Below are 25,157 nucleotides of genomic sequence, written 5' to 3' on the forward strand. Positions count from 1 at the left end.
AGGTTTCGCAGAGCTCAACCTGTTCAGCGGGGTAAAGCCAAATGGTTGGCTTTACCAGGGACCCGCTTCACCCTACTCTCGCCGTAGCTCCCCACCAGAAATAAAAAACCCCAGCCGATTGGGCTGGGGTTATTTATTTGTAGTCTGGCGGTGACCTACTCTCGCATGGGGAGACCCCACACTACCATCGGCGCTGGTGTGTTTCACTTCTGAGTTCGGAAAGGATTCAGGTGGTGCCACACCGCTATGGCCGCCAGACATAAACTGTCACAACATGTAAAAACTGACTGCGTCTTTAAAAGTACGCCACTCTATTTGCTCTAATTCGGTAAAGTCGCTCGCTTGTGCGTAACGTCCCAAACACCTTGGGTGTTGTATGGTTAAGTCTCACGGGCAATTAGTACGGGTTAGCTCAACGCATTACTACGCTTCCACACCCCGCCTATCAACGTTGTCGTCTTCAACGACCCTTCAGAGCACTCTGAGTGCTAGTGAGAGCTTATCTCGAGGCTCGCTTCCCGCTTAGATGCTTTCAGCGGTTATCGATTCCGAACGTAGCTACCGGGCAGTGCCATTGGCATGACAACCCGAACACCAGCGGTTCGTCCACTCCGGTCCTCTCGTACTAGGAGCAGCTCCTCTCAACTCTCAAACGCCCACGGCAGATAGGGACCGAACTGTCTCACGACGTTCTAAACCCAGCTCGCGTACCACTTTAAATGGCGAACAGCCATACCCTTGGGACCGACTTCAGCCCCAGGATGTGATGAGCCGACATCGAGGTGCCAAACACCGCCGTCGATATGAACTCTTGGGCGGTATCAGCCTGTTATCCCCGGAGTACCTTTTATCCGTTGAGCGATGGCCCTTCCATTCAGAACCACCGGATCACTATGACCTACTTTCGTATCTGCTCGACGTGTCTGTCTCGCAGTTAAGCTGGCTTCTGCCATTGCACTAACCGTACGATGTCCGACCGTACTTAGCCAACCTTCGTGCTCCTCCGTTACTCTTTGGGAGGAGACCGCCCCAGTCAAACTACCCACCAGGCACTGTCCACAACCCCGATAAGGGGCCAATGTTAGAACATCAAACATACAAGGGTGGTATTTCAAGGATGGCTCCACATCAACTAGCGCCAATGCTTCAAAGCCTCCCACCTATCCTACACATGTAGGTTCAATGTTCAGTGCCAAGCTGTAGTAAAGGTTCACGGGGTCTTTCCGTCTAGCCGCGGGTACACAGCATCTTCACTGCGATTTCAATTTCACTGAGTCTCGGGTGGAGACAGCGTGGCCATGGTTACACCATTCGTGCAGGTCGGAACTTACCCGACAAGGAATTTCGCTACCTTAGGACCGTTATAGTTACGGCCGCCGTTTACCGGGGCTTCGATCAAGAGCTTCGTCCGAAAACTAACCCCATCAATTAACCTTCCGGCACCGGGCAGGTGTCACACCGTATACGTCCACTTTCGTGTTAGCACAGTGCTGTGTTTTTAATAAACAGTCCCAGCCACCTGGTCACTGCGACCACCAACAGCTCATGACGCGAAGTCAATCACCGCCAGTGGCGTACCTTCTCCCGAAGTTACGGTACTATTTTGCCTAGTTCCTTCACCCGAGTTCTCTCAAGCGCCTTAGTATTCTCTACCTGACCACCTGTGTCGGTTTGGGGTACGGTCAATGTTCATCTGAAGCTTAGAGGCTTTTCCCGGAAGCATGGCATCAATGACTTCGCACCCGTGGGTGCTCGTCTCGTGTCTCGGCCTTAAGGACCCGGATTTACCTAAGTCCTCAGCCTACGCACTTTCACCGGGACTACCAACGCCCGGCTCACCTAGCCTTCTCCGTCCCCCCATCGCAATGAACATCGGTACAGGAATATTAACCTGTTTTCCATCGACTACGCGTTTCCGCCTCGCCTTAGGGGCCGACTTACCCTACCCTGATTAGCATGGGATAGGAAACCTTGGTCTTCCGGCGTGGGAGTTTTTCACTCCCATTATCGTTACTCATGTCAGCATTCGCACTTCTGATATGTCCAGCGTGCTTCTCAACACACCTTCACCCACTTACAGAACGCTCCCCTACCCCGCATACATAGTATGCAGCCGCAGCTTCGGTGTATGGCTTAGCCCCGTTACATCTTCCGCGCAGGCCGACTCGACTAGTGAGCTATTACGCTTTCTTTAAAGGGTGGCTGCTTCTAAGCCAACCTCCTAGCTGTCTCTGCCTTCCCACATCGTTTCCCACTGAGCCATAACTTCGGGACCTTAGCTGGCGGTCTGGGTTGTTTCCCTCTTCACGACGGACGTTAGCACCCGCCGTGTGTCTCCCGGATAGTACTCATTGGTATTCGGAGTTTGCATGGGGTTGGTAAGTCGGGATGACCCCCTAGCCCAAACAGTGCTCTACCCCCAATGGTATTCGTCCGAGGCTCTACCTAAATAGATTTCGGGGAGAACCAGCTATCTCCGGGCTTGATTAGCCTTTCACTCCTAGCCACAAGTCATCCCCTAATTTTTCAACATTAGTGGGTTCGGTCCTCCAATTGATGTTACTCAATCTTCAACCTGCTCATGGTTAGATCGCCCGGTTTCGGGTCTATACCCTGCAACTCAACGCCCAGTTAAGACTCGGTTTCCCTACGGCTTCCCTATACGGTTAACCTTGCTACAGAATATAAGTCGCTGACCCATTATACAAAAGGTACGCAGTCACAGAACAAGTCTGCTCCTACTGCTTGTACGTACACGGTTTCAGGTTCTGTTTCACTCCCCTCGCCGGGGTTCTTTTCGCCTTTCCCTCACGGTACTGGTTCACTATCGGTCAGTTGGGAGTATTTAGCCTTGGAGGATGGTCCCCCCATATTCAGTCAGGATATCACGTGTCCCGACCTACTCGATTTCACTTATCCTGCACCGTCACATACCGGGCTCTCACCGTCTGTGGCTCCGCTTCCCATCGGATTCTGCTAGCACAAGTTAAGCTTAAGGGCTGCTTCCCGTTCGCTCGCCGCTACTGGGGAAATCTCGGTTGATTTCTTTTCCTCCGGGTACTTAGATGTTTCAGTTCTCCGGGTTCGCTTCCTGGCACCTATTGATTCAGTGCCGGATACTCTGTAAACAGAGTGGGTTTCCCCATTCGGAAATCCATGACTCAAATGCCTCTTACTGGCTTATCATGGCTTATCGCAAGTTAGTACGTCCTTCATCGCCTCCAACTGCCTAGGCATCCACCGTGTACGCTTAGTCACTTAACCATACAACCCGAAGGTGTCTGGCATACGTGACCAAGATTGTTTGTTCTCGCTGTACACAAGTTCGATACGCCTCTACCAAATCAGTTTGTTCAAGTAGAGTGGCATTTCTTACTTTTAATATTACAATCAGCTTTTCATGTTGTTAAAGAGCACGTAACACTAAGTTACCGGTAAACATTCTTGTTTAAGAACGCTTAACGCTAACGGTTACGAAGAGAAGAAATGGTGGAGCCAAGCGGGATCGAACCGCTGACCTCCTGCGTGCAAGGCAGGCGCTCTCCCAGCTGAGCTATGGCCCCGTTATGGGCGTTTCGACCACCCCCGATAAGGGCATTTCAAGTAAGGCAAAGCCTGAGACTTAAAATGTTTTTGGCATTCTGGCAAGGCAAGAGGGTGCGAAGCATACACCAGTATGCGAGTACCCGAATAACGCCGTCCAGAATGACAAAATGGTGGGTCTGGGCAGACTTGAACTGCCGACCTCACCCTTATCAGGGGTGCGCTCTAACCAGCTGAGCTACAGACCCAGTTTTCTTCTCTTTTAATATCAAGCCTGCAAACTGTGTGGACACTCACTTCCGTAAGCTATTTTGTAAGGAGGTGATCCAGCCGCAGGTTCCCCTACGGCTACCTTGTTACGACTTCACCCCAGTCATGAACCACACCGTGGTGATCGTTCTCCCGAAGGTTAAACTAACCACTTCTGGTGCAGCCCACTCCCATGGTGTGACGGGCGGTGTGTACAAGGCCCGGGAACGTATTCACCGTGGCATTCTGATCCACGATTACTAGCGATTCCGACTTCATGGAGTCGAGTTGCAGACTCCAATCCGGACTACGACGCACTTTATGAGATTCGCTAACCATCGCTGGCTTGCTGCCCTTTGTATGCGCCATTGTAGCACGTGTGTAGCCCATCCCGTAAGGGCCATGATGACTTGACGTCGTCCCCACCTTCCTCCGGTTTATCACCGGCAGTCTCCCCAGAGTTCCCACCATTACGTGCTGGCAACTAAGGATAAGGGTTGCGCTCGTTGCGGGACTTAACCCAACATCTCACAACACGAGCTGACGACAGCCATGCAGCACCTGTCTCAGTGTTCCCGAAGGCACTAATCCATCTCTGGAAAATTCACTGGATGTCAAGGGATGGTAAGGTTCTTCGCGTTGCATCGAATTAAACCACATGCTCCACCGCTTGTGCGGGCCCCCGTCAATTCATTTGAGTTTTAACCTTGCGGCCGTACTCCCCAGGCGGTCAACTTAGTGCGTTAGCTGCGTTACTCACGTCTTAATGACACGAACAACTAGTTGACATCGTTTACGGCGTGGACTACCAGGGTATCTAATCCTGTTTGCTCCCCACGCTTTCGTACCTCAGCGTCAGTCTCTGACCAGGTGGCCGCCTTCGCCACTGGTATTCCTTCCAATATCTACGCATTTCACCGCTACACTGGAAATTCTACCACCCTCTTCAGGACTCTAGCATGCCAGTTCAAAATGCAATTCCCAGGTTGAGCCCGGGGCTTTCACATCTTGCTTAACACGCCGCCTACGTACGCTTTACGCCCAGTAATTCCGATTAACGCTTGCACCCTCCGTATTACCGCGGCTGCTGGCACGGAGTTAGCCGGTGCTTCTTCTGCGACTAACGTCAATAATGTGCGCTATTAACACACACTCCTTCCTCGTCGCTGAAAGTGCTTTACAACCCGAAGGCCTTCTTCACACACGCGGCATGGCTGCATCAGGGTTTCCCCCATTGTGCAATATTCCCCACTGCTGCCTCCCGTAGGAGTCTGGGCCGTGTCTCAGTCCCAGTGTGGCTGATCATCCTCTCAGAACAGCTAGGGATCGTCGCCTTGGTGAGCCTTTACCCCACCAACTAGCTAATCCCGCTTGGGCTCATCTTTAGGTGTGAGGCCCGAAGGTCCCCCACTTTGGTCCGTAGACATTATGCGGTATTAGCCACAGTTTCCCGTGGTTGTCCCCCGCCTAAAGGCAAATTCCCAAGTATTACTCACCCGTCCGCCGCTCGTCAGCAGAGAAGCAAGCTTCTCTCTGTTACCGCTCGACTTGCATGTGTTAGGCCTGCCGCCAGCGTTCAATCTGAGCCATGATCAAACTCTTCAATTAAAAGTAGTTCAATCAACTCAATGAATTACGCGTTTTTGCTTAGCTTCATTAATGAAACCTTGCTGAACACTCATTCAAAAGTTGCAATACAAATATTTCTGTTTGCTTACTTCTGCAAGTGCCCACACAGTTTGCTTGGCTTGATATAATTGTTAAAGAGCGTTGCTTCTTTCGAAGCAGGGAGGCGTATTCTACACTTCCCAGTCGTTTCGTCAACCACTTTTTAGCGGCTTTTTTCAGCCCGGTTGAAACAAAACGCCGTTGCCTGAATCCCTTTCGGATAACTCATGACAACGGCGGCGAATTATAGTGATCTCTCTGAGCCTTTCAAGATCTTTTTTTGATCTCAAACATCAACTGACTAAAAAACAAACTAACCACTTTAAAGCCCCTTATTATTGAACGATTTTAAATCTATTTTGTTGTTTTTTTGTGCTTTATTTGAACTGTTGTTATATTAAAGTCTCAAATAATAAATGGACTCAATTTAGGGGCTTCGATTATATGCGCTGGAAATTAATTACGTTTACCTGTTTACTTGTGGCAACTCTAAATCCGAGCGCAATACGAACGAGCAGTGCTATCACTCTTGATAGCAACACAACAAGTTCAGAGTCCGATTTAAAAAGTACCTACCGAAATATCATTGATAACCACCTAAACAAAAATTTTTCGATTATGCGCACAGTCCGCATTTTAATTAACCATTACCCTGAGCACGCCAGCTATATTGTTGATGCAGCATTTGATGCGAGGGAAAATCGAGTTAAAGCCATTGTCGTTGCTGCGATGCAGGCGGAACCCGCTGTTACCTACAGCGTGGTCGACATAGCTATTCAGCGCTACCCTGACTTGTGTGACGCTATCGTCGAATCGGCTATTCAAACCGAACCGGCTTATATCGACGACATCATTAGTATTGCTCTCAAACGAGAACCTGGGCAAGCAGACATAATTATACGAAAAGCAGTGGCATCACACCCAGACTTCACCGAATCCGTTTTGCGAACTGCGGCAAAGGAAGCACCTAACTCTATACTCTCCTCAATAACCGAATCTATTAAAGCACTGCCAGACACAGCTACGGCACTAGTCTCTGTGTTAAAAGACTTCTTTGTCGGCACTGATAAAGAAAAGCAGAACTACAGTTTGAATAAGGAAGAGTGGAGATTGCTTACTTTAGAAGCAAAGCAGTCGGGAGTAAGCCGTAAAGAACTTGAGTGGCTGGTTAATGAAGGGTATTTAGAAAAGGAGACGTTAGCGAAAATCTTTGACGAGAAGCTAAACTAAAAAAATCGCAATTCCAAAAACAAAAAAGCCGACTGCGTACAGTCGGCTTTTTAACTTTCTGAATCAGTTTACTCAGTAACTTCTTCCGCTACTTCTTCAACTTCTTCTACTTCTGGGCGACCAACTAATTCAATGTAAGCCATTGGTGCGTTATCACCTGTACGGAAGCCACACTTCATAATACGAGTGTAACCACCTGGGCGTTCTTCATAACGCGGACCTAACTCATTAAACAGCTTGCCAACAACTTCTTTGTCACGTGTGCGTGCGAACGCCAGACGACGATTTGCTACGCTGTCTTGTTTTGCCATTGTGATCAACGGCTCAACAACGCGACGTAACTCTTTTGCTTTTGGCAAAGTCGTCTTGATGATCTCATGACGCACCAAAGAGCTTGCCATGTTGCGGAACATTGCCTGACGATGGCTGCTGTTTCGATTTAGTTGACGACCACTCTTACGATGGCGCATACCTATACCCTTCTCAGTAAATCTATTACTAAGGTGACCTTAGTCGTTATCAATTAAGCTAGCTGGTGGCCAGTTCTCAAGGCGCATGCCAAGAGACAAACCACGTGAAGCCAACACGTCTTTGATTTCAGTCAACGACTTTTTACCTAAGTTCGGAGTTTTTAACAACTCGACCTCAGTCCGTTGTACTAAGTCACCAATGTACTGAATCGCTTCTGCTTTTAAGCAGTTCGCAGATCGAACAGTCAATTCCAAGTCGTCTACCGGACGAAGAAGAATCGGATCAAACTCCGGTTTCTCTTCTTTCTCTTCCGGTTCGCTGATATCACGAAGTTCAACGAAGGCATCCAGCTGCTCAGCTAAAATTGTTGCTGCACGGCGGATTGCTTCTTCTGGATCCAATGTACCATTGGTTTCCATTTCGATAACCAGCTTATCTAAGTCGGTGCGCTGCTCAACACGTGCCGCATCTACAGAATATGCAATGCGCTCAACCGGGCTGAACGACGCGTCGACAAGTAGACGACCGATTGGACGTTCATCATCATCAGCGGACTGACGTGATGCCGCAGGCACGTAACCGCGACCACGTTCAACTTTAACTCGCATAACGAGTTCATAGTCGCCTGTCAAATGACAGATAACGTGCTCAGGATTAACGATTTCAACATCACCATCGTGAGTGAAATCGCCTGCTGTTACAGGACCTGCTCCGGATTTATTCAAAGTCAGAGTCGCTTCATCTTTACCTTCAATGCTGACAGCCAGCCCTTTCAGGTTTAACAAAACTTCAATGACATCTTCCTGAACGCCCTCTTTGCTGCTGTATTCGTGCAGCACGCCATCGATTTCAACCTCAGTCACTGCACAGCCTGGCATTGACGACAGTAAAATGCGACGTAACGCATTACCCAGTGTATAACCAAAGCCGCGTTCCAGAGGCTCCAGTGTCACCTTGGCATGAGTCGGGCTGATTTGCTCGATGTCGACTAACCTCGGCTTTAGGAATTCGGTAACAGAACCCTGCATTGTGTCCTCTCTCTATGCTTAAGCTTTACTTAGAGTAAAGCTCTACGATCAACTGTTCGTTAATTTCAGCAGACAAGTCGCTACGTTCTGGAAGACGTTTAAATTCACCTTCCAATTTGCTGTTGTCTACTTCTATCCAGACTGGCTTCTCGCGTTGTTCTGCAAGCTCCAGTGCTGCTCCGATACGTGCCTGCTTTTTCGCTTTTTCGCGAACAGAAACGACATCTTCAGGACGAACCTTGAACGATGGAATGTTCACTACCTGACCATTCACAACAACTGCTTTGTGACTGACCAGCTGACGAGCTTCTGCGCGTGTTGACGCAAAACCCATGCGATACACTACGTTATCCAAGCGCTGTTCCAGCAACTGCAACAGGTTCTCACCGGTATTGCCTTTCAGTCGTGCAGCTTCTTTGTAGTAGTTACGAAATTGCTTTTCCAGAACGCCGTACATACGACGAACTTTCTGTTTCTCACGCAACTGAACACCGTAGTCTGACAAACGGCCGCGACGCGCGCCGTGTTGTCCTGGTGCAGTCTCGATCTTACATTTAGAATCGATTGCGCGAACGCCGCTTTTCAGGAACAAATCTGTTCCTTCGCGACGGCTCAGCTTGAGCTTAGGACCCAAATATCTTGCCATGATCTTTCTCCAACTATCGATTCACGCCTTAAACGCGACGTTTCTTAGGCGGACGACAACCGTTGTGAGGAATCGGTGTCACATCGGTAATATTTGTGATTTTGTAACCAACGGCGTTCAGGGCACGAATCGATGATTCACGACCTGGGCCTGGACCATTCACAAATACTTCCAGGTTTTTCAGTCCGTATTCCTTCGCCATTTCACCTGCTCGTTCTGCTGCAACCTGTGCTGCGAACGGCGTTGATTTCCGTGAACCACGGAAGCCCGATCCACCTGCGGTAGCCCACGCTAATGCGTTACCCTGGCGATCAGTAATGGTAATAATGGTGTTGTTGAAAGATGCATGTACGTGAGCCATGCCATCGGCGACCTGCTTTTTAACGCGCTTTCGAGAGCGAGTTGGTGTTTTAGCCATTACTCAATCCCCCTATTTCTTAATTGGTTTGCGCGGACCTTTACGAGTGCGCGCATTTGTTTTAGTGCGCTGCCCACGTAGAGGTAAGCTACGACGATGACGAAGTCCACGGAAACACCCGAGGTCCATCAAACGTTTAATGTTCATAGATACTTCACGACGCAGATCGCCTTCTACTGCGAACTTTGATACTGCGTCACGAAGCGCGTCCAGTTTGTCTTCTGACAATGAACCAATCTTAGTGTCTTCAGCAATACCCGTTGCAGCAAGAATCTGCTGTGAACGAGTACGGCCAACACCGTAGATTGCAGTCAAGGCAATGACTGCATGCTTATTGTCAGGAACGTTAATGCCAGCGATACGGGCCACTAACACGTCTCCTTTAATTTGTAGGCTTCAGTTGAAAAGCCCGTTAGGATACTCAACCGATTGCCGAATTGCAAATACTTCAAAGGCCGCGGCTGTTAAGCCGCTAGCCTTTCCTTCGAATCAACCTTGTCGTTGTTTATGCTTAGCATCAGTGCAAATAACGCGAACTACACCGTTACGCTTGATGATCTTGCAGTTACGACAGATTTTCTTCACGGAAGCACGAACTTTCATTGCTACTCTCCGTTCTACCCAATCTTACCGGCCGTAGCCTTTGAGATTGGCTTTTTTCAGGACAGAGTCATATTGATGCGACATCATATGAGTCTGAACCTGTGCCATAAAGTCCATGATAACAACAACGATAATCAATAATGATGTACCGCCGAAGTAGAATTGCACATTCCATGCAATCATCATGAACTCCGGAACCAAACAGACAAAGGTAATGTACAGTGCGCCTGCTAATGTCAAGCGCGTCATTACTTTATCGATATATCTCGAGGTTTGCTCACCTGGGCGTATACCCGGGATAAACGCACCTGACTTCTTCAAGTTATCCGCTGTTTCGCGAGGGTTAAATACCAACGCTGTATAGAAGAAACAGAAGAAGATTATCGCAGCCGCGTACAATAACACATATAACGGCTGACCGGGAGACAATGTCATTGATACTTGTTGCAAAAAGTCTGCAACCGCACCTTCACCAGAGCCAAACCAAGTGGCAATGGTACCCGGAAATAAAATAATACTCGACGCGAAAATTGGTGGAATAACACCTGCCATATTCACTTTCAATGGCAAGTGAGTGCTTTGTGCAGCGAATACCTTACGACCCTGTTGACGCTTGGCGTAGTTAACGACGATACGACGTTGACCACGTTCAACAAAAACAACGAAGTAGGTTACTGCAATAACCACAACACCAATTAACAATAACAATAACAAGTGCAAGTCACCTTGACGCGCTTGTTCGGCAGTTTGGCCGATAGCGGAAGGTAATCCTGCAACAATACCCACAAAGATCAGGATAGAGATACCGTTGCCTATACCACGCTCAGTAATTTGTTCACCTAGCCACATAAGGAACATTGTCCCTGTGACTAAGCTCACAATAGCAGTGAAATAGAAGCCGAAACCAGGGTCTATTACGAGTCCTGGCATTAAGTTTGGTAAGCCAGTAGCTATACCAATCGACTGGAACGTAGCCAGTATTAAAGTACCCCACCGCGTATACTGGTTTATCTTGCGACGACCAGATTCACCTTCTTTCTTAAGCTCGGCCAGGCGTGGATGAACCACACTTGCCAACTGCATAATAATCGAAGCCGAAATATACGGCATAATACCTAATGCAAATACTGAAGCGCGCTCCAAGGCACCACCGCTGAACATGTTAAACATAGCAACGATGGTATCTTTCTGCTGCTCGAATAGCTGAGCTAATACAGCGGCATCAATACCAGGAATAGGCACAAAGGAGCCCGCTCGGAAAACGATAATCGCTCCTAACACAAACAACAGGCGACGCTTAAGTTCCGACAAGCCACCTTGCGCTCGATTTGATTCCAATCCTGGTTTAGCCATTTGCTCTATCCTTCGATTTTGCCGCCAGCAGCTTCAATAGCTTCGCGAGCGCCTTTGGTGACTTTCAGACCTTTTACAGTCACAGCACGACTTAACTCACCAGATTTGATGACTTTAGCGTGTAGTACGTTCTTACGAACGAGACCTGCTGCTTTCAAAGTCGCCAGTTCAACGGTATCACCGTCAACCTTCGCGATCTCTGCCAAGTTTACTTCCGCAGTAACCATTGCTTTGCGAGAAGTAAAACCAAATTTTGGCAGACGACGTTGAATTGGCATTTGTCCGCCCTCGAAACCTGGCTTAACAGTACCACCAGAGCGAGATTTCTGCCCTTTGTGGCCACGTCCACCAGTCTTTCCAAGACCTGAACCAATACCGCGTCCAACGCGCTTTTTGCTGCTTTTTGCACCAGGTGCGGGAGCAAGAGTATTAAGTTCCATCGCTTATCCCTCCACCTTAACCATGTAATTAACTCGGTTCACCATACCGCGGACTGCAGCAGTGTCTTCCAACTCTACTGTGTGACCAATGCGGCGGAGACCCAAGCCACGTAGTGTAGCTTTATGCTTCGGCAAACGGCCGATAGAGCTACGCGTCTGTGTTACTTTGATTGTCTTATTCGCCATTGTTCACTACCCCAGTATTTCGTCAACGCGCAATCCACGCTTCGCCGCAACTTGCTCCGGCGATTTCATGCCGTTCAACGCTTTGATAGTCGCGCGAACAACGTTGATTGGGTTGGTTGAACCGTATGCTTTTGACAGCACGTTATGTACACCTGAAACTTCCAGAACCGCACGCATTGCACCACCAGCGATGATACCCGTACCTTCTGAAGCAGGTTGCATGTATACCTGTGAACCTGAATGACGCCCTTTAACAGGGTGCTGTAAAGTGTCGCCTTTCAGCTGAACGGTAACCATATTGCGACGTGCTTTTTCCATTGCTTTTTGAATAGCAGCGGGTACTTCACGCGCTTTACCATAACCAAAACCGACTTTACCTTTACCGTCGCCAACCACAGTCAGTGCAGTGAAGCTAAAGATACGACCACCTTTAACAACCTTTGCTACACGATTAACTGTGATCAACTTTTCTATCAGTTCACCGGTTTGAGCTTCTACATTTGCCATGTTCGTCTCCTAGAACTGAAGTCCGGCTTCACGAGCTGCGTCCGCTAATGCGGCTACGCGACCGTGGTATTTAAAACCACTACGATCGAAAGAAACGCTTTTAACGCCTTTTTCAATCGCTCGTTCAGCGATAGTTTTGCCCACGACTTTGGCTGCATCTACATTACCTGTAGATTTAAGCCCTTCGCGAACACTTTTCTCTGCAGTCGATGCGGCTGCCAGCACTTCAGAACCGTTAGGTGCGATCAACTGTGCGTAAATATGCCGTGGTGTACGGTGAACGACCAGGCGATTTGCACCCAACTCTTTAATTTGTTTACGTGCGCGAGTAGCACGACGTAAGCGAGCTGCTTTATTGTCCATCGTATTACCCTACTTTTTCTTGGCTTCTTTACGGCGCACTTGCTCGTCAGCATAACGAACGCCTTTGCCTTTATAAGGCTCTGGCTTACGGTATGCGCGAATGTTAGCGGCAACTTGACCAACTAACTGCTTATCTGCACCTTTAACGACGACTTCAGTCTGAGTCGGAGTATCGATTGTAATTCCTTCTGGAATTTCGAACTCCACAGGATGCGAAAAGCCTAGCGTCAGGTTCAGTTTTTTACCTTGTGCTTGCGCACGGTAACCAACACCCATCAACTGTAACTTACGTTCGAATCCTTTAGTGACTCCGACCACCATGTTTTGCAACAATGCACGAGCCGTACCAGCTTGAGCAGTTGAGTTAGCAACACCTTCACGGGCGTTAGTACGTAACTCACTGTCTTCTTTCACTAGTTCAACTGCATCGTTTACAACACGACTCAGTGAGCCCTGGGCACCTTTAATCGTGACTTCCTGGCCATTTAGCGTAACTTCAACGCCAGCAGGAATTTCAATGGGTGCTTTAGCAACACGTGACATTTCCTACCTCCTAATTACGCTACGTAACCGATAATTTCGCCACCAAGACCAGCTTGGCGAGCGGCACGATCAGTCATCAGGCCTTTAGACGTCGAAACTACTGCGATGCCAAGGCCACCCATTACGTTAGGCAGCTCGTTGCGTTTCTTATAGATACGCAGACCGGGGCGACTAACGCGCTCGATTGTTTCAATTACTGGCTTGCCTTCGAAATATTTCAATTCGACTTCAAGCTCAGGTTTAACAGTACTCTCGGCACTGTAACCAGTAATAAAACCTTCTTCTTTCAGAACTTGAGCAATCGCCACTTTCTGCTTAGAAGACGGCATTTTAACCGTTACTTTGTTAGCACCTTGAGCGTTGCGAATGCGTGTGAACATATCCGCAATTGGATCTTGCATGCTCATATTTGCTTTCTCCCGTGATTCGTGGCTTACCAGCTAGCTTTTTTCAAGCCAGGAATTTCACCGCGCATCGCCATCTCACGGACCTTGATTCGGCTCATACCGAATTTACGAAGGAAACCATGAGGACGACCAGTTATACGACAACGGTTACGTTGACGCGTCGGACTGGCATCACGTGGGAGCTGTTGCAACTTAAGTACGGCTTCCCAACGCTCTTCGTCTGATGCTTTAGGGTCATTAATGACCGTTTTCAGTGCGTTGCGTTTTTCTGCGTATTTTGAAGCGATTTTAGCTCGCTTCACGTCACGCGCTTTCATTGACTGTTTTGCCATAACTCTACACCTTACTTTCTGAACGGGAAGTTAAAGGCAGCTAGCAAAGCACGAGCTTCGTCATCTGTGCCAGCATTAGTGGTAATGGTGATATCCAGACCACGTACCTTGTCGACTTTGTCATAGTCGACTTCCGGAAAGATGATCTGCTCACGAACACCCATGCTGTAATTACCACGACCATCGAACGATTTAGGGTTCAGGCCACGGAAGTCACGGATACGTGGGATTGCAATCGAAATTAAGCGTTGCAAAAAGTCCCACATGCGCTCGCCGCGCAGAGTTACTTTACAGCCAATCGGGAAGCCTTCACGGACTTTGAAACCGGCGACAGACTTGCGTGCCACAGTACGAATTGGCTTTTGACCAGAGATAGCCTCTAGGTCCGCCACTGCGTTATCAAGTACTTTTTTGTCAGCCAGAGCTTCACCAACACCCATGTTAAGGGTGATTTTTTCAATCCGAGGGACTTGCATGACGCTGTTGTAGCTGAACTCTTTCATCAGTCCAGGAACTACCGATTCTCTATAAAAATCATGCAGTTTCGCCATCGTAAAACTCCAAGTTTGAATTAAATGATTGCGTTGTTCGATTTGAAGAAGCGAACTTTCTTGCCATCTTCAATACGAAATCCAACACGATCTGCTTTACCTGTCTCTGGGTTAAGGATCGCTACGTTCGAAATGTGGATGGCTGCTTCTTGTTCAACGATGCCGCCAGATTCACCTAAAGCCGGATTTGGCTTCTGATGTTTCTTGACTACGTTGACGCCTTCCACGATCACGCGATCTTTATCAGTAAGAACTTTCAGGACTTTGCCTTGCTTGCCCTTGTCCTTACCTGCCAGGACGACTACTTCGTCATCACGTTTAATTTTTGCCGCCATAATTGACTCCTTATAGTACTTCTGGTGCCAGCGAGATAATCTTCATAAACTGCTCTGAACGCAGTTCACGAGTTACCGGCCCGAAAATACGAGTGCCAATGGGCTGTTGGTTGTTATTCAACAACACAGCCGCGTTGCGGTCAAAACGGATGACCGACCCGTCTTGTCGACGGACGCCTTTTCTGGTGCGAACGACCACCGCATTCACTACATCGCCTTTCTTCACCTTACCGCGAGGAATTGCTTCCTTAACAGTAACTTTGATGATATCGCCGATGTTTGCGTAGCGACGGTGCGAACCACCTAGAACCTTAATACATTGTACGCTGCGCGCGCCGGAGTTATCGGCAACGTCCAGGGTAGTTTGCATTTGGATCATTTCAGTGCCCCGCTTAGTTAAAAAAACAGACCCTCTCGGGTCGTGCTGCCTTTGGTTTTTCCCTTATAAAAAGGGTCGCGAAGTGTAACAGATAAATTTTAGGAGTGGTAGGGTAATCTCAGAATTTTTCGTAGGTGTACGGTGAACTAACGACTATAACGGTTTAGTTTAGTTGGATTGCGACAAAACCAATGGTAAATTCAATACTTTAAGTTGCTCTACGACATCCACCTTATATAAAGAGCACAAGCTGACTTGGGACTTCGATGGTATGAATCTGTTATTCATTATTTTTGCCCCATTTTTTGGTGCGCTCTTACCACTATTGGTTAAACGTGCTTCACGACCGGTAAAAACCGGAGTTACATTACTGGTTCCTGTTCTGTGCTTAATTGTTTTATTTCAATACGCACCTGCAACGTTAGCTGGTGATGTCCCCAAACAAATGGTTGAGTGGCTTCCCGGCATCGGTCTCGACTTTGCTGTTCGGCTCGATGGACTCTCTCTGCTCTTTGTCGGGCTTATCTTAGGAATTGGCGTACTCATTATTACATACGCCCACTACTATTTAAGTCGCGAAGACGATGAAGCTCGTTTTTATGCGTGCTTATTGTTATTCATGTCATCGATGCTTGGCATCGTTATGGCCGACAACATCTTATTAATGTGGGTGTTTTGGGAACTGACCAGTATTTCTTCCTTTCTACTGATTGGTTACTGGTTCCATAGTAGTGATGCCCGACGCGGTGCGCGAATGGCACTGGCAACGACCGGAGCCGGCGGACTCGCTTTATTGGCGGGTTTGCTTATTATTGGCAATATCGCCGGCAGTTATCAGTTAGATGATATTTTTGCGGCGGCAGAACAAATAAAGGCTCATGCCTATTATGTCCCCGCTTTAATATTGGTTTTACTTGGCGCCTTCACTAAGTCAGCGCAGTTCCCTTTTCAGTTCTGGCTGCCACACGCTATGGCGGCCCCAACTCCGGTCAGTGCATACTTACACTCCGCTACCATGGTAAAGGCAGGTATCTTTTTACTGGCACGTTTTCACCCGGTATTAGCTGAGACTGAGCTCTGGTTTACCCTAGTAACTTTAACCGGCTTAATCACCATGTTAGTAGGTGCTTACTTTGCGCTGCTAAAACATGACTTAAAAGGACTACTGGCATTCTCTACCGTGAGTCATCTCGGTCTCATTTGTATGTTACTCGGCATTGGCACGCAGGGTGCTGTCATAGCCGCCTTATTCCACATTATTAATCACGCTTGTTTTAAAGCCGGTCTATTCATGACCGCCGGTATTATTGACCATGAATCAGGCACGCGTGACATGCGCAAATTACAAGGCTTAATGAGCCTGATGCCAATTACCGCAACATTGGCCATGATTGTTGCTGCCTCTATGGCAGGCATTCCGCCTTTCAATGGCTTTATGTCGAAAGAGCTCTTCCTTGATCAGGCACTCCAACAACACCTATTTGGCGGATTGTCCTGGTTTATTCCAATCCTGGCGACAGTCGGAGCGATGCTTTCCGTAGCCTACTCTATTCGTTTTATCCATGACGTTTTCTTTAACGGTGAATACAAAGAGTTACCAAAGAAGCCTCATGACCCACCAAGGATGATGTCGGCTCCGGTCGTTGTTCTGGCTTTACTGTGTATCGCTATCGGGCTGGCTCCGATGACAATGGTTTCGGGCATACTTGATCAGGCTGCAGCCGCAGTTACTGCCGCCCCTGTTCAGGTTAAATTGTCTTTATGGCACGGATTCAATATACCTTTACTCATGAGTGCTGTAGCGGTTGTCGGCGGAATCCTTATTTACCTTGCGCGAGACCAGCTATTTACTTTCAACCGACAGTTTGACGGACAGGACGCGAAACACAACTTTGAGCACATTATTCAAAAAGTGTCGGACGCCGCAGCAAACTTCTATGAGCGGTTAGATACAGGTTCGCTGCAGCGTTATATTGCGTTTGTGCTTATCAGTGTCATTGTTGTCTTATTGCCGTCATTAAGTGATTTAAGTGTCGTCACCGGGGGCAAACCGCAACTGCCCGTTGATATGGTTAGTATGGTGGGTGCTCTGGTCCTTATTGGAGCGGCATTTGCAACAGCAACATTACACCGCAACCGTTTTGTCATGCTAAGCATGTTATCGGTCGTTGGCCTGGTTGTATCACTGGCGTTTGCGCATTTTTCGGCGCCCGATTTAGCAATGACTCAGTTAGTCGTGGAAGTAGTTAGCATTATTTTGATGATACTGGCGCTATTCTTTATGCCACAAAAAACCAGTCGGGCTTCCTCAGGACACCGCGTTTTTAGAGACATTATTATTGCCAGCTTTATTGGTGGTATTGTCGCGACACTTAACTTCGCCATTCTTACCTCACCGTTTGAAAGCATTTCCGACTTTTTCCTTGCCAATGCCAAATCCGGTGGCGGTGGAACAAACGTGGTTAATGTTATTTTGGTAGATTTCCGTGGCTTCGATACATTAGGTGAAATTACCGTGCTGGCTATAGCAGCAGCCGGCATTCATAAACTCTTAAACAAACTGAAGCCCTTTATGCCATCCAGCGATATCGATGGCCGCCCCTGGCATCGTATCAAACACCCACTGATGTTAACTACGGTAGCTAATATCATTCTGCCTATAGCGATGATCGTTGCAGCCTACATCTTCCTTAGAGGACATAACTTACCCGGTGGCGGCTTTATCGCCGGGCTTATTGTCGCATCCGCCATGATCCTGCAATACATCGCAAATGGTGTTGATTGGGTAAAAGAAAGGTTCAATGTTAATTACCAGTCACTTATGTCATTTGGTGTAATGACCGCGGCATTAACGGGTATTGGTAGCTGGGTGTTTAATAAACCCTTCCTGACATCATGGTTCACCTACTTAGAATGGCCGTTGGTTGGTAAGTTTGAATTTGCAACAGCCTTACTGTTCGATTTGGGCGTTTTCCTGACTGTTGTCGGCGCAACCATGATGATTTTAAGTAACTTTGGCAAGATGACGACGCGTCATCGCCCAACGCATGAGGGACATTAATGGAAACTTTATACTCTGTTACCGTTGGCGTTTTGACCGCATGCAGCGTTTTCCTTATTTTACGCGGCCGCTCTTTTCCTGTGGTCGTGGGCATCACTATGCTGTCTTACGCTGTTAATTTATTTCTCTTTTCCACCGGACGACTCACAATAGACGGGGCACCAATTTATGGTACCCAGGAAACTTATGCAGATCCGTTGCCTCAAGCTCTGGTTCTTACCGCTATTGTTATCGGTTTTGCAATGACAGCTTATTCGATCATCTTAGCCGTACGCGCCCGTGGAGAAATTGGAACGGACGAAGTTAATCAGCAGGATAACAGCACGGAGGGCAACCGCTAATGTGGCAACAACATTTGGCGATACTTCCGATTTTAGTGCCGCTTTTGGCAGCACTCTTACAACTTCTGCCTTGGGGAGATAGACCTCAACCCAAAAGAAGAGCTATTGGTCTTCTGGCAAGTATATTGACGCTCGTACTAAGCATCGCGTTACTCATTCAGGTTAACCAGAACCAAATGATTGTTTATGCTCTGGGAAACTGGTCGGCGCCGTTTGGCATTGTCCTGATGGTAGACAAACTCAGTGCATTGATGATGCTGATAACCGCGATATTAGCCCTGCCCGTTCTGATTTATGGCTGCTACGCTGAGGATAATCTCGGCTCCCATTTCCAGGCCCTATTCCAATTTCAGATTATGGGCATAATGGGGGCTTTTGCCACGGGCGATATTTTCAACTTATTCGTATTTTTTGAGGTGCTTTTAATTTCTTCGTATGCATTACTTATGCATGGAGGAGGAAAATTCCGTTTACGCACCACATTGCATTATGTCCTGCTTAACCTGTTAGGTTCTGCGCTTTTCTTAATAGGCATAGGTACGTTGTATGGTGTGACTGGTACGCTGAATATGGCTGACCTTGCCACACAAATTCAACAGTTAACCGGTGATCAAGCCGCTTTAGCGAAAGCCGGCGGTATGATGCTATTAATCGTTTTCGGAATAAAAGCAGCTATCTTACCTCTGCATTTCTGGTTGCCTCAGGCATACTCTACAACCACCGGAGTGGTAGCTGCGTTGTTTGCGATAATGACGAAGGTCGGGGTCTACGCTATCGTTCGGGTTTACACTCTTATTTTTGGTCCCGAAGCAAACGAACTGGCTTTTATTGCCCATGACTGGTTATGGGTTATGGGTCTTATTACCATGTTGGCCGGAGCCATTGGTATTCTTGGCGCACGCGACCTGAGGTTATTAGTCGCCTATTTGGTCGTCATTTCTATAGGCACGCTTATAGCGACATACAGCTTAAATGACATAGCCACCACCGGCGCAATGCTGTTTTATTTAATACACTCGACCTTTATTACTGGTGCGTTGTTCTTATTGGCTGATCTCATTGCATTTGAGCGTGGTAAAACAGCCTCTCGCATTGTCTCTGGTAAGAAAATGGCAAATCACTCAACCTATTCTGTCATGTTCCTGGTCGCAGCAATTGCAATTATCGGATTACCACCGCTGTCCGGCTTTGTTGGAAAGCTCTTTATATTAGAGTCGGCCAGTCCGAATGGAACAAACTTTTGGCTGTGGGGGGCTGTATTAGGCGCCACCCTTATTATGCTTATTTCTGTAACCAGAGCGGGAAGTAAGATGCTTTGGCACACGCTATCAGGCAAACCTAATGAGCAATCGGCTCCTTTAGGCAAACGCGCTGCAGTCATCATGCTGCTTGCGCTGTCACTGACCATGACAATTTTTGCCAACCCTATTCGTAGTTACACTACTGATGTCGCGGAGCAGCTTTATGATATACAACAGTATCCATCACGCGTACTAACTGAAGGGGAGAAATAATCGTCATGAAAAAACTTTTCCCGACACCTTGGCTGTCAGTATTTTTACTGGCTGTCTGGATGCTACTGTTTAACTCTATTGCTCCCGGAGTCGTATTGCTGGGCGCCATATTTGCGTGGTTTGTTCCATTTCTTTTTCGCTCAGCATGGCCTAAATTCGCAACCATTAAGCGCCCAGATTTAGCGTTGGTTTATTTCTTTATTCTTTTAAATGACATTGTCGTCGCCAATTTTAAAATTGCAGGAATGATAATAGGAAAACCTCGCTCAATAAAACCGGCACTTTTCGTCTTTCCACTGGATATGAAAGAGGAACTACCGGTTACTATTCTTGCCAGCACAATCACATTAACGCCTGGTACTGTTTCTTGCGAAATAACTCGTGGACGTAAAGGGATTCTTATTCATGCATTCTCTGAGGAAAACCCCGAAGAAGTCATAAACACCATTAGAAATCGTTACGAGCGACGCCTGAAGGAGATTTTTAAATGTTAACGACAGTACTGCAAATTGCCTTCTTGCTATTCAGTTTATCGGTGTTGCTAAACTTCTGGCGGCTGGTTAAAGGCCCTGATTTACCGGACCGGATATTGGCATTAGATACCATTTATATTAACTCCCTGGCTTTATTACTTCTGCTGGGAATGTATCAGAACACCCAAACCTACTTTGAAGCCGCCCTGCTTATTGCCATGTTTGGCTTTGTTGGCACCATCGCCGCTGGTAAGTTTTTACTGCGCGGCGACTTAATAGAATAAAGGTAGACAATTATGGACGCACTAAATCAATTACCCGAATGGTCGCAATGGTTAGCTGCTTTTTTTATTCTTTTAGGCGCTTGCTTTGCTTTTATTGGCTCACTCGGTCTGGCTATATTACCTGACTTTTTTACCAGACTTCACGCTCCAACAAAGAACACGACAATTGGTATTGGCGGTATTGTTATTGCCACTATCATCATTACGGCAGCTCAGGGAACACCAAATTTTAATGAGCTTTTAATCGCCATTTTCTTGTTTTTGACGGCTCCTATCAGCGCACATATTATGGCAAAAGCAGCTCTGCATACGGAACTAAAAATGTTCAATCGCACAAGAGATTTCCGTCAGGAAGGTGATTCTTACGAACATATACTGCCCAAAGAAAAAGACATGGAACCCTAACAGGGAACCATGTCTTCAATTTTTCTATACAGGCTTAAGGCTTTTTAGAAATAATACCCGAAGTTAATATTGAAACGGTCATTGACTTCCCCACCGTCTGTCGCTGTATTACCTCCAATAAAGGGTTGGTTTTTCGCTTTTACGTAATCAACGTAAGTGTAAAAGCCCCCGCCGGCTGCTACAGCGACACCCAACACATTCATCCAGGTATCGTCCTGATAACCCATTTTATCCGTCATTAAACTGTGGTCATTATAAAAGGTAAAGCTAGTAATAGGACCAATATCAACAGGTAAGGTGTAAGCCACGTTAGCGGTATAAAGCTTAGCTTCGGTTGGGATAGCGTCGTAATAAGCATAGGCAGCCATATAGACGCCTCTGTTTTCTAATTTCAAGTCATAGTCATAGTCAGAATACTGCAGCTGGACATTCCATGGCCCGTTATTATAAACCCCGTGAGCAGCCCATGCTAAACGATTACCGACATTTTGGTTTTCGTATTGTTGTGCTGCGGTAAAGCCTTCTCCTGCAGTTCCTGAATATAAGTTCCCCCCCTGAACCGATACACCGAGCTCTAAGTTTTCGTCATCACTGAAATTAAACTTACGAGCCGTACGGAATGCATAGCTATTACTTTCTCCAATAGGCAATCCAGGTTCATCATAGGCACCCTGTCCTGGCAGCCTAATACCTACTGTATCGTAATTATAGCGAGCGGTTCTGTCAGAGGTTGAGCCATCGATACCACCTTGCTCATCAGACTTAAGATAAGCTAAATCAAAATCCCATTCGTCCCCCCGATACTTAAACCGAAGTCCATTATCGTGCTCATCTTCTAAACCGACATAAAAGGTAGTGTTAAAAAAGTAACTGTGGGAATTATACGGCATATTACCGAAAGGTATTTTTACGACACCAACCTGGCCTTGAAGCTTGTCAGTAAAATCATAACCAAACCAGGCATGTTTAACGACATCTTGATAATTGAACCAACGGTATTCGGCAGATAAAATCACTCCACCCATTTCGCCATCAAAATTCAGCCGGAAAATATCGAAATCTAAATCACCCATTCTGTCTTCATTATCAGAATCGTAATTATTGTATTCATACTGAAAACGGACCGCACCATGAACCTTTATTGGCCAATTTTCGTTTTCTTCCGTTCTTTTTTCCAACTCATCTAAACGAGCGTGAACACCTGAGTCATAGACAACTCTGCGCTTGCCATCACTTTTATCAGCTGTTGTTTCTTCCTCAGTATCTTGTTCTTTGACAACAACAATTTCTTCTTCTTTCTCACTTTCTTCTTTTTCTGCTAAACGCTTTTCCAATTGAGCCAATCGCTCTTTAAGCGCTTGTATCTCTTGTTCGACAGAGTTACTTTCCTGTGGAGCGGCAACCACCGGACTTGCTGCAAGTACCGTAGCTGCAAAAAATAAGCTCTTTGACATAGGTTGACTCCCTCTGAGTATTACGCACTGATATGCGCTTTTATTATTAATTCTTTAATAAAAATAAATTATTTAATTTCAGATATTTGTACTCAACCTATTAAGGTTTAGATCAAAAAAAAGGCCTCCGCAAGGGAGGCCTTTGTATTTTTTACTTCGTTATCTGCGTTTAGACAACAGTAGCACGCTCTACGATTTCTTCCAGAGTCCAAGATTTATTCTTAGACAGCGGACGACTTTCGCGAACAATCACGGTGTCGCCAGCTTTACACTGGTTTTCTTCGTCATGCGCATGTACTTTAGTTGTACGCGTGATGTACTTCCCGTATACCGGGTGTTTTACACGGCGTTCAACAGCTACAGTGATGGTTTTATCCATCTTATCGCTGACAACTTTGCCTTGCAGAGTACGAACACGTTTTTCATCAGTCATTACGCACCTGCCTTCTCATTTAAGATGGTTTTAACACGTGCGATATCACGACGCACTTGTTTCATCATGTGAGTCTGATTCAGCTGACCAGTTGCCGCCTGCATACGCAGATTGAACTGCTCACGACGCAAGCCTAGCAATTCTTCCTGCAGCTGCTCAACGGTTTTATCTTTCAGTTCACTTGCTTTCATCACATTACCGTCCGAGTCACAAAAGTGGTTTTGAAAGGCAGTTTACGCGCCGCCAGGCGGAACGCTTCACGTGCCAACTCTTCAGGAACACCGTCCATTTCATACAGAACGCGACCTGGTTGAATCTGAGCAACCCAGTATTCGACGTTACCTTTACCTTTACCCATACGAACTTCTAAAGGCTTTTTGGTAATAGGCTTATCAGGAAATACGCGGATCCAGATTTTACCTTGACGCTTAACGTGACGAGTCATTGCACGACGGCCTGCTTCGATTTGACGCGCGGTCATACGACCACGATCAGTAGCTTTTAAACCAAAAGTACCGAAGCTGACTTTGTTACCAGACTGCGCCAGACCACGGTTGCGGCCTGTGTGAACCTTACGGAATTTTGTACGCTTAGGTTGTAACATATCGTCTCTCCTTACTTACGGTTCTTGCCGCGCTTAGGAGCTGGCTTTTCTTCAGTTGGAAGTCCACCAAGAACTTCACCACGGAAAATCCAGACCTTAACACCGATGATACCGTAAGTGGTGTTCGCTTCTGAGGTCGAGTAGTCGATGTCTGCACGTAATGTGTGCAGCGGTACACGGCCTTCACGATACCACTCAGTACGTGCAATTTCTGCGCCGCCTAAACGACCACTCACTTCAACTTTGATGCCTTTGGCACCCAAGCGAATGGCGTTTTGTACAGCACGTTTCATAGCACGACGGAACATGACACGACGTTCCAACTGACCAGCAATATTGTCAGCTACTAGCTGCGAATCCAACTCAGGCTTACGAACTTCTGAGATGTTGATTTGCGCAGGAGCACCTGTCAATTTAGAAACTTGCTTACGCAGCTTTTCTACGTCTTCGCCTTTCTTACCGATAACCACACCAGGGCGTGCTGTGTGAATAGTCACACGAACGCTCTTAGCTGGACGATCGATAACGATACGAGAGACTGATGCGTTGCGCAGTTCTTTTGTCAGGAACTTACGTACCTGAAAATCACTGTGCAGGTTATCAGCGAACTCATTTGTATTCGCATACCAGGTTGCATTCCATGGTCTGGAGATACCTAGGCGAATACCATTAGGATGTACTTTCTGACCCATAATTTATCTCCTAGCTATCTGACACGACCACAGTAATGTGGCTGGTGCGCTTAAAGATACGATCGGCACGGCCTTTCGCCCGTGGCTTGATGCGCTTCATAGTAGGACCTTCGTCTAAAAAGACCCGGGCTACTTTTAACTCATCGATATCCGCACCTTCGTTATGTTCCGCGTTCGCGATTGCTGACTCAAGTACTTTCTTGATTAAGACAGCAGATGCTTTGGGGCTGTATGCCAGGATATCCAGTGCTTTTTCTACTGGAAGTCCACGGATTTGGTCTGCGACCAAACGGCCCTTCTGCGCTGAAACGCGGGCAAATTGGTGTTTAGCAATTGCTTCCATCACTCTCTACCTCTTACCGTTTCTTCGCTTTCTTATCAGCAGCATGGCCGCGATAAGTACGGGTTGGCGCGAATTCGCCTAATTTATGACCGATCATTTCATCTGTCACGTAGACAGGAACGTGCTGACGACCGTTGTGAACAGCGATTGTCAGGCCGATCATATCTGGGATGATCATTGAACGACGGGACCAAGTTTTAATTGGCTTTTTATCCCCGGCTTCCAACGCTTTCTCCACCTTATTTAGCAGGTGAAGGTCAATAAATGGACCTTTTTTAAGAGAACGTGGCATGTTTTATCC

Annotated in this window: 31 protein-coding genes, 2 tRNA genes and 3 rRNA genes; 7 read left to right on the plus strand and 29 right to left on the minus strand. The window is 47.1% G+C overall.

Going from position 1 to position 25,157, the window contains the following annotated elements; translation table 11 throughout:
- Window positions 1–142: 142 nt before the first annotated feature.
- From rrf to K5X84_RS08945, 5 genes are all read right to left on the minus strand, one after another.
- Window positions 143–258, minus strand: a 5S ribosomal RNA gene (gene rrf / locus K5X84_RS08925).
- A 118-nt stretch (window positions 259–376) separates the two neighbouring features.
- Window positions 377–3,264, minus strand: a 23S ribosomal RNA gene (locus K5X84_RS08930).
- 223 nt (window positions 3,265–3,487) lie between these two features.
- Window positions 3,488–3,563 (minus strand) — tRNA-Ala (locus tag K5X84_RS08935).
- Between the two features lie 151 nt (window positions 3,564–3,714).
- Window positions 3,715–3,791 (minus strand) — tRNA-Ile (locus K5X84_RS08940).
- Between the two features lie 66 nt (window positions 3,792–3,857).
- Window positions 3,858–5,400: ribosomal RNA gene (locus K5X84_RS08945) — 16S ribosomal RNA — on the minus strand.
- Together the 16S, 23S and 5S rRNA genes with 2 tRNA genes alongside form the textbook arrangement of a ribosomal RNA operon.
- Before the next feature lie 504 nt (window positions 5,401–5,904).
- Here K5X84_RS08945 and K5X84_RS08950 point away from each other — a divergent pair.
- On the plus strand, window positions 5,905–6,690 hold the full coding sequence (locus K5X84_RS08950; protein ID WP_199496424.1) for a hypothetical protein: 786 nt from the start codon (window positions 5,905–5,907) through the stop codon (window positions 6,688–6,690).
- 68 nt (window positions 6,691–6,758) lie between these two features.
- Here K5X84_RS08950 and rplQ read toward each other — a convergent pair whose 3' ends face one another.
- The 17 genes from rplQ to rplN all read right to left on the minus strand — a co-directional run bounded on the left by rplQ (window position 6,759) and on the right by rplN (window position 15,252).
- Window positions 6,759–7,160, minus strand: coding sequence for a 50S ribosomal protein L17 (rplQ, locus tag K5X84_RS08955; RefSeq protein ID WP_034822551.1), 402 nt, complete (start codon window positions 7,158–7,160; stop codon window positions 6,759–6,761).
- Between the two features lie 39 nt (window positions 7,161–7,199).
- Window positions 7,200–8,189 carry a DNA-directed RNA polymerase subunit alpha gene (locus tag K5X84_RS08960; protein WP_054489083.1) on the minus strand — a complete coding sequence of 330 codons (990 nt, stop codon included), beginning with the start codon at window positions 8,187–8,189 and terminating at the stop codon, window positions 7,200–7,202.
- Between the two features lie 25 nt (window positions 8,190–8,214).
- Window positions 8,215–8,835 carry a 30S ribosomal protein S4 gene (gene rpsD, locus K5X84_RS08965; RefSeq protein WP_054489085.1) on the minus strand — a complete coding sequence of 207 codons (621 nt, stop codon included), beginning with the start codon at window positions 8,833–8,835 and terminating at the stop codon, window positions 8,215–8,217.
- Between the two features lie 28 nt (window positions 8,836–8,863).
- On the minus strand, window positions 8,864–9,253 hold the full coding sequence (gene rpsK, locus K5X84_RS08970) for a 30S ribosomal protein S11 (RefSeq protein ID WP_011235125.1): 390 nt from the start codon (window positions 9,251–9,253) through the stop codon (window positions 8,864–8,866).
- A 12-nt stretch (window positions 9,254–9,265) separates the two neighbouring features.
- Complete coding sequence (gene rpsM, locus K5X84_RS08975; protein ID WP_011235126.1) at window positions 9,266–9,622, minus strand: 30S ribosomal protein S13; 357 nt, start codon at window positions 9,620–9,622, stop codon at window positions 9,266–9,268.
- Between the two features lie 120 nt (window positions 9,623–9,742).
- On the minus strand, window positions 9,743–9,856 hold the full coding sequence (gene rpmJ, locus K5X84_RS08980) for a 50S ribosomal protein L36 (RefSeq protein WP_006956433.1): 114 nt from the start codon (window positions 9,854–9,856) through the stop codon (window positions 9,743–9,745).
- Window positions 9,857–9,880: 24 nt separating this feature from the next.
- Window positions 9,881–11,209 (minus strand): preprotein translocase subunit SecY, encoded by a 1,329-nt coding sequence (gene secY / locus K5X84_RS08985; RefSeq protein WP_054489087.1) that lies wholly within the window; start codon window positions 11,207–11,209, stop codon window positions 9,881–9,883.
- A 5-nt stretch (window positions 11,210–11,214) separates the two neighbouring features.
- Window positions 11,215–11,649 (minus strand): 50S ribosomal protein L15, encoded by a 435-nt coding sequence (gene rplO, locus K5X84_RS08990; RefSeq protein ID WP_054489089.1) that lies wholly within the window; start codon window positions 11,647–11,649, stop codon window positions 11,215–11,217.
- 3 nt (window positions 11,650–11,652) lie between these two features.
- The gene (rpmD, locus tag K5X84_RS08995) at window positions 11,653–11,835 is read right to left on the minus strand and encodes a 50S ribosomal protein L30 (protein WP_054489091.1); all 183 of its coding nucleotides are present in this window, start codon (window positions 11,833–11,835) and stop codon (window positions 11,653–11,655) included.
- 6 nt (window positions 11,836–11,841) lie between these two features.
- The gene (rpsE, locus tag K5X84_RS09000) at window positions 11,842–12,342 is read right to left on the minus strand and encodes a 30S ribosomal protein S5 (RefSeq protein WP_011235130.1); all 501 of its coding nucleotides are present in this window, start codon (window positions 12,340–12,342) and stop codon (window positions 11,842–11,844) included.
- Window positions 12,343–12,351: 9 nt separating this feature from the next.
- Entirely contained in the window at window positions 12,352–12,705 is a 354-nt protein-coding gene (rplR, locus tag K5X84_RS09005; RefSeq protein ID WP_054489093.1) for a 50S ribosomal protein L18, read from the minus strand.
- A 9-nt stretch (window positions 12,706–12,714) separates the two neighbouring features.
- On the minus strand, window positions 12,715–13,248 hold the full coding sequence (rplF, locus tag K5X84_RS09010; protein WP_054489095.1) for a 50S ribosomal protein L6: 534 nt from the start codon (window positions 13,246–13,248) through the stop codon (window positions 12,715–12,717).
- 14 nt (window positions 13,249–13,262) lie between these two features.
- A complete protein-coding gene (gene rpsH, locus K5X84_RS09015; protein WP_011235133.1) occupies window positions 13,263–13,655 on the minus strand; it encodes a 30S ribosomal protein S8 in 393 nt (130 codons plus the stop codon).
- A 26-nt stretch (window positions 13,656–13,681) separates the two neighbouring features.
- The gene (gene rpsN / locus K5X84_RS09020) at window positions 13,682–13,987 is read right to left on the minus strand and encodes a 30S ribosomal protein S14 (RefSeq protein WP_011235134.1); all 306 of its coding nucleotides are present in this window, start codon (window positions 13,985–13,987) and stop codon (window positions 13,682–13,684) included.
- Between the two features lie 11 nt (window positions 13,988–13,998).
- A complete protein-coding gene (rplE, locus tag K5X84_RS09025) occupies window positions 13,999–14,538 on the minus strand; it encodes a 50S ribosomal protein L5 (protein WP_054489097.1) in 540 nt (179 codons plus the stop codon).
- Between the two features lie 20 nt (window positions 14,539–14,558).
- Entirely contained in the window at window positions 14,559–14,873 is a 315-nt protein-coding gene (rplX, locus tag K5X84_RS09030) for a 50S ribosomal protein L24 (RefSeq protein ID WP_034822544.1), read from the minus strand.
- Between the two features lie 10 nt (window positions 14,874–14,883).
- A complete protein-coding gene (gene rplN / locus K5X84_RS09035; RefSeq protein WP_006956444.1) occupies window positions 14,884–15,252 on the minus strand; it encodes a 50S ribosomal protein L14 in 369 nt (122 codons plus the stop codon).
- Between the two features lie 271 nt (window positions 15,253–15,523).
- Between rplN and K5X84_RS09040 the strand changes: the two genes are divergently transcribed.
- The 6 genes from K5X84_RS09040 to K5X84_RS09065 are packed head-to-tail and all read left to right on the plus strand — an operon-like array spanning window position 15,524 to window position 21,330.
- On the plus strand, window positions 15,524–18,313 hold the full coding sequence (locus K5X84_RS09040; RefSeq protein ID WP_222235642.1) for a monovalent cation/H+ antiporter subunit A: 2,790 nt from the start codon (window positions 15,524–15,526) through the stop codon (window positions 18,311–18,313).
- Window positions 18,313–18,654, plus strand: a complete 342-nt coding sequence (locus K5X84_RS09045; RefSeq protein ID WP_054489101.1) for a Na+/H+ antiporter subunit C — start codon at window positions 18,313–18,315, stop codon at window positions 18,652–18,654. The genes K5X84_RS09040 and K5X84_RS09045 overlap by 1 nt, the downstream gene beginning before the upstream one ends.
- A complete protein-coding gene (locus K5X84_RS09050) occupies window positions 18,654–20,168 on the plus strand; it encodes a monovalent cation/H+ antiporter subunit D (protein WP_222235643.1) in 1,515 nt (504 codons plus the stop codon). The genes K5X84_RS09045 and K5X84_RS09050 overlap by 1 nt, the downstream gene beginning before the upstream one ends.
- A gap of 5 nt (window positions 20,169–20,173) precedes the next feature.
- Window positions 20,174–20,662 carry a Na+/H+ antiporter subunit E gene (locus K5X84_RS09055; RefSeq protein ID WP_054489105.1) on the plus strand — a complete coding sequence of 163 codons (489 nt, stop codon included), beginning with the start codon at window positions 20,174–20,176 and terminating at the stop codon, window positions 20,660–20,662.
- Window positions 20,656–20,925, plus strand: coding sequence for a K+/H+ antiporter subunit F (locus tag K5X84_RS09060; RefSeq protein ID WP_054489107.1), 270 nt, complete (start codon window positions 20,656–20,658; stop codon window positions 20,923–20,925). The genes K5X84_RS09055 and K5X84_RS09060 overlap by 7 nt, the downstream gene beginning before the upstream one ends.
- Before the next feature lie 12 nt (window positions 20,926–20,937).
- Window positions 20,938–21,330 (plus strand): Na+/H+ antiporter subunit G, encoded by a 393-nt coding sequence (locus K5X84_RS09065; protein WP_054489109.1) that lies wholly within the window; start codon window positions 20,938–20,940, stop codon window positions 21,328–21,330.
- A gap of 44 nt (window positions 21,331–21,374) precedes the next feature.
- Here K5X84_RS09065 and K5X84_RS09070 read toward each other — a convergent pair whose 3' ends face one another.
- From K5X84_RS09070 to rpsS, 7 genes are all read right to left on the minus strand, one after another.
- Complete coding sequence (locus tag K5X84_RS09070) at window positions 21,375–22,784, minus strand: carbohydrate porin (RefSeq protein WP_222235644.1); 1,410 nt, start codon at window positions 22,782–22,784, stop codon at window positions 21,375–21,377.
- Window positions 22,785–22,953: 169 nt separating this feature from the next.
- A complete protein-coding gene (rpsQ, locus tag K5X84_RS09075) occupies window positions 22,954–23,217 on the minus strand; it encodes a 30S ribosomal protein S17 (RefSeq protein WP_054489112.1) in 264 nt (87 codons plus the stop codon).
- Complete coding sequence (rpmC, locus tag K5X84_RS09080; RefSeq protein WP_011235145.1) at window positions 23,217–23,408, minus strand: 50S ribosomal protein L29; 192 nt, start codon at window positions 23,406–23,408, stop codon at window positions 23,217–23,219. The genes rpsQ and rpmC overlap by 1 nt, the downstream gene beginning before the upstream one ends.
- Complete coding sequence (gene rplP / locus K5X84_RS09085) at window positions 23,408–23,821, minus strand: 50S ribosomal protein L16 (RefSeq protein WP_011235146.1); 414 nt, start codon at window positions 23,819–23,821, stop codon at window positions 23,408–23,410. The genes rpmC and rplP overlap by 1 nt, the downstream gene beginning before the upstream one ends.
- 11 nt (window positions 23,822–23,832) lie before the next feature.
- Window positions 23,833–24,513, minus strand: a complete 681-nt coding sequence (gene rpsC, locus K5X84_RS09090; RefSeq protein WP_054489113.1) for a 30S ribosomal protein S3 — start codon at window positions 24,511–24,513, stop codon at window positions 23,833–23,835.
- 10 nt (window positions 24,514–24,523) lie between these two features.
- Window positions 24,524–24,856: a 50S ribosomal protein L22 gene (gene rplV, locus K5X84_RS09095; RefSeq protein ID WP_054489115.1), complete on the minus strand. Its 333-nt coding sequence runs from the start codon at window positions 24,854–24,856 to the stop codon at window positions 24,524–24,526.
- Window positions 24,857–24,869: 13 nt separating this feature from the next.
- A complete protein-coding gene (gene rpsS, locus K5X84_RS09100; RefSeq protein ID WP_034822534.1) occupies window positions 24,870–25,148 on the minus strand; it encodes a 30S ribosomal protein S19 in 279 nt (92 codons plus the stop codon).
- Between the last annotated feature and the right edge of the window lie 9 nt (window positions 25,149–25,157).

The organism is Idiomarina abyssalis (assembly GCF_019797805.1).
Taxonomy (GTDB): domain Bacteria; phylum Pseudomonadota; class Gammaproteobacteria; order Enterobacterales; family Alteromonadaceae; genus Idiomarina; species Idiomarina abyssalis.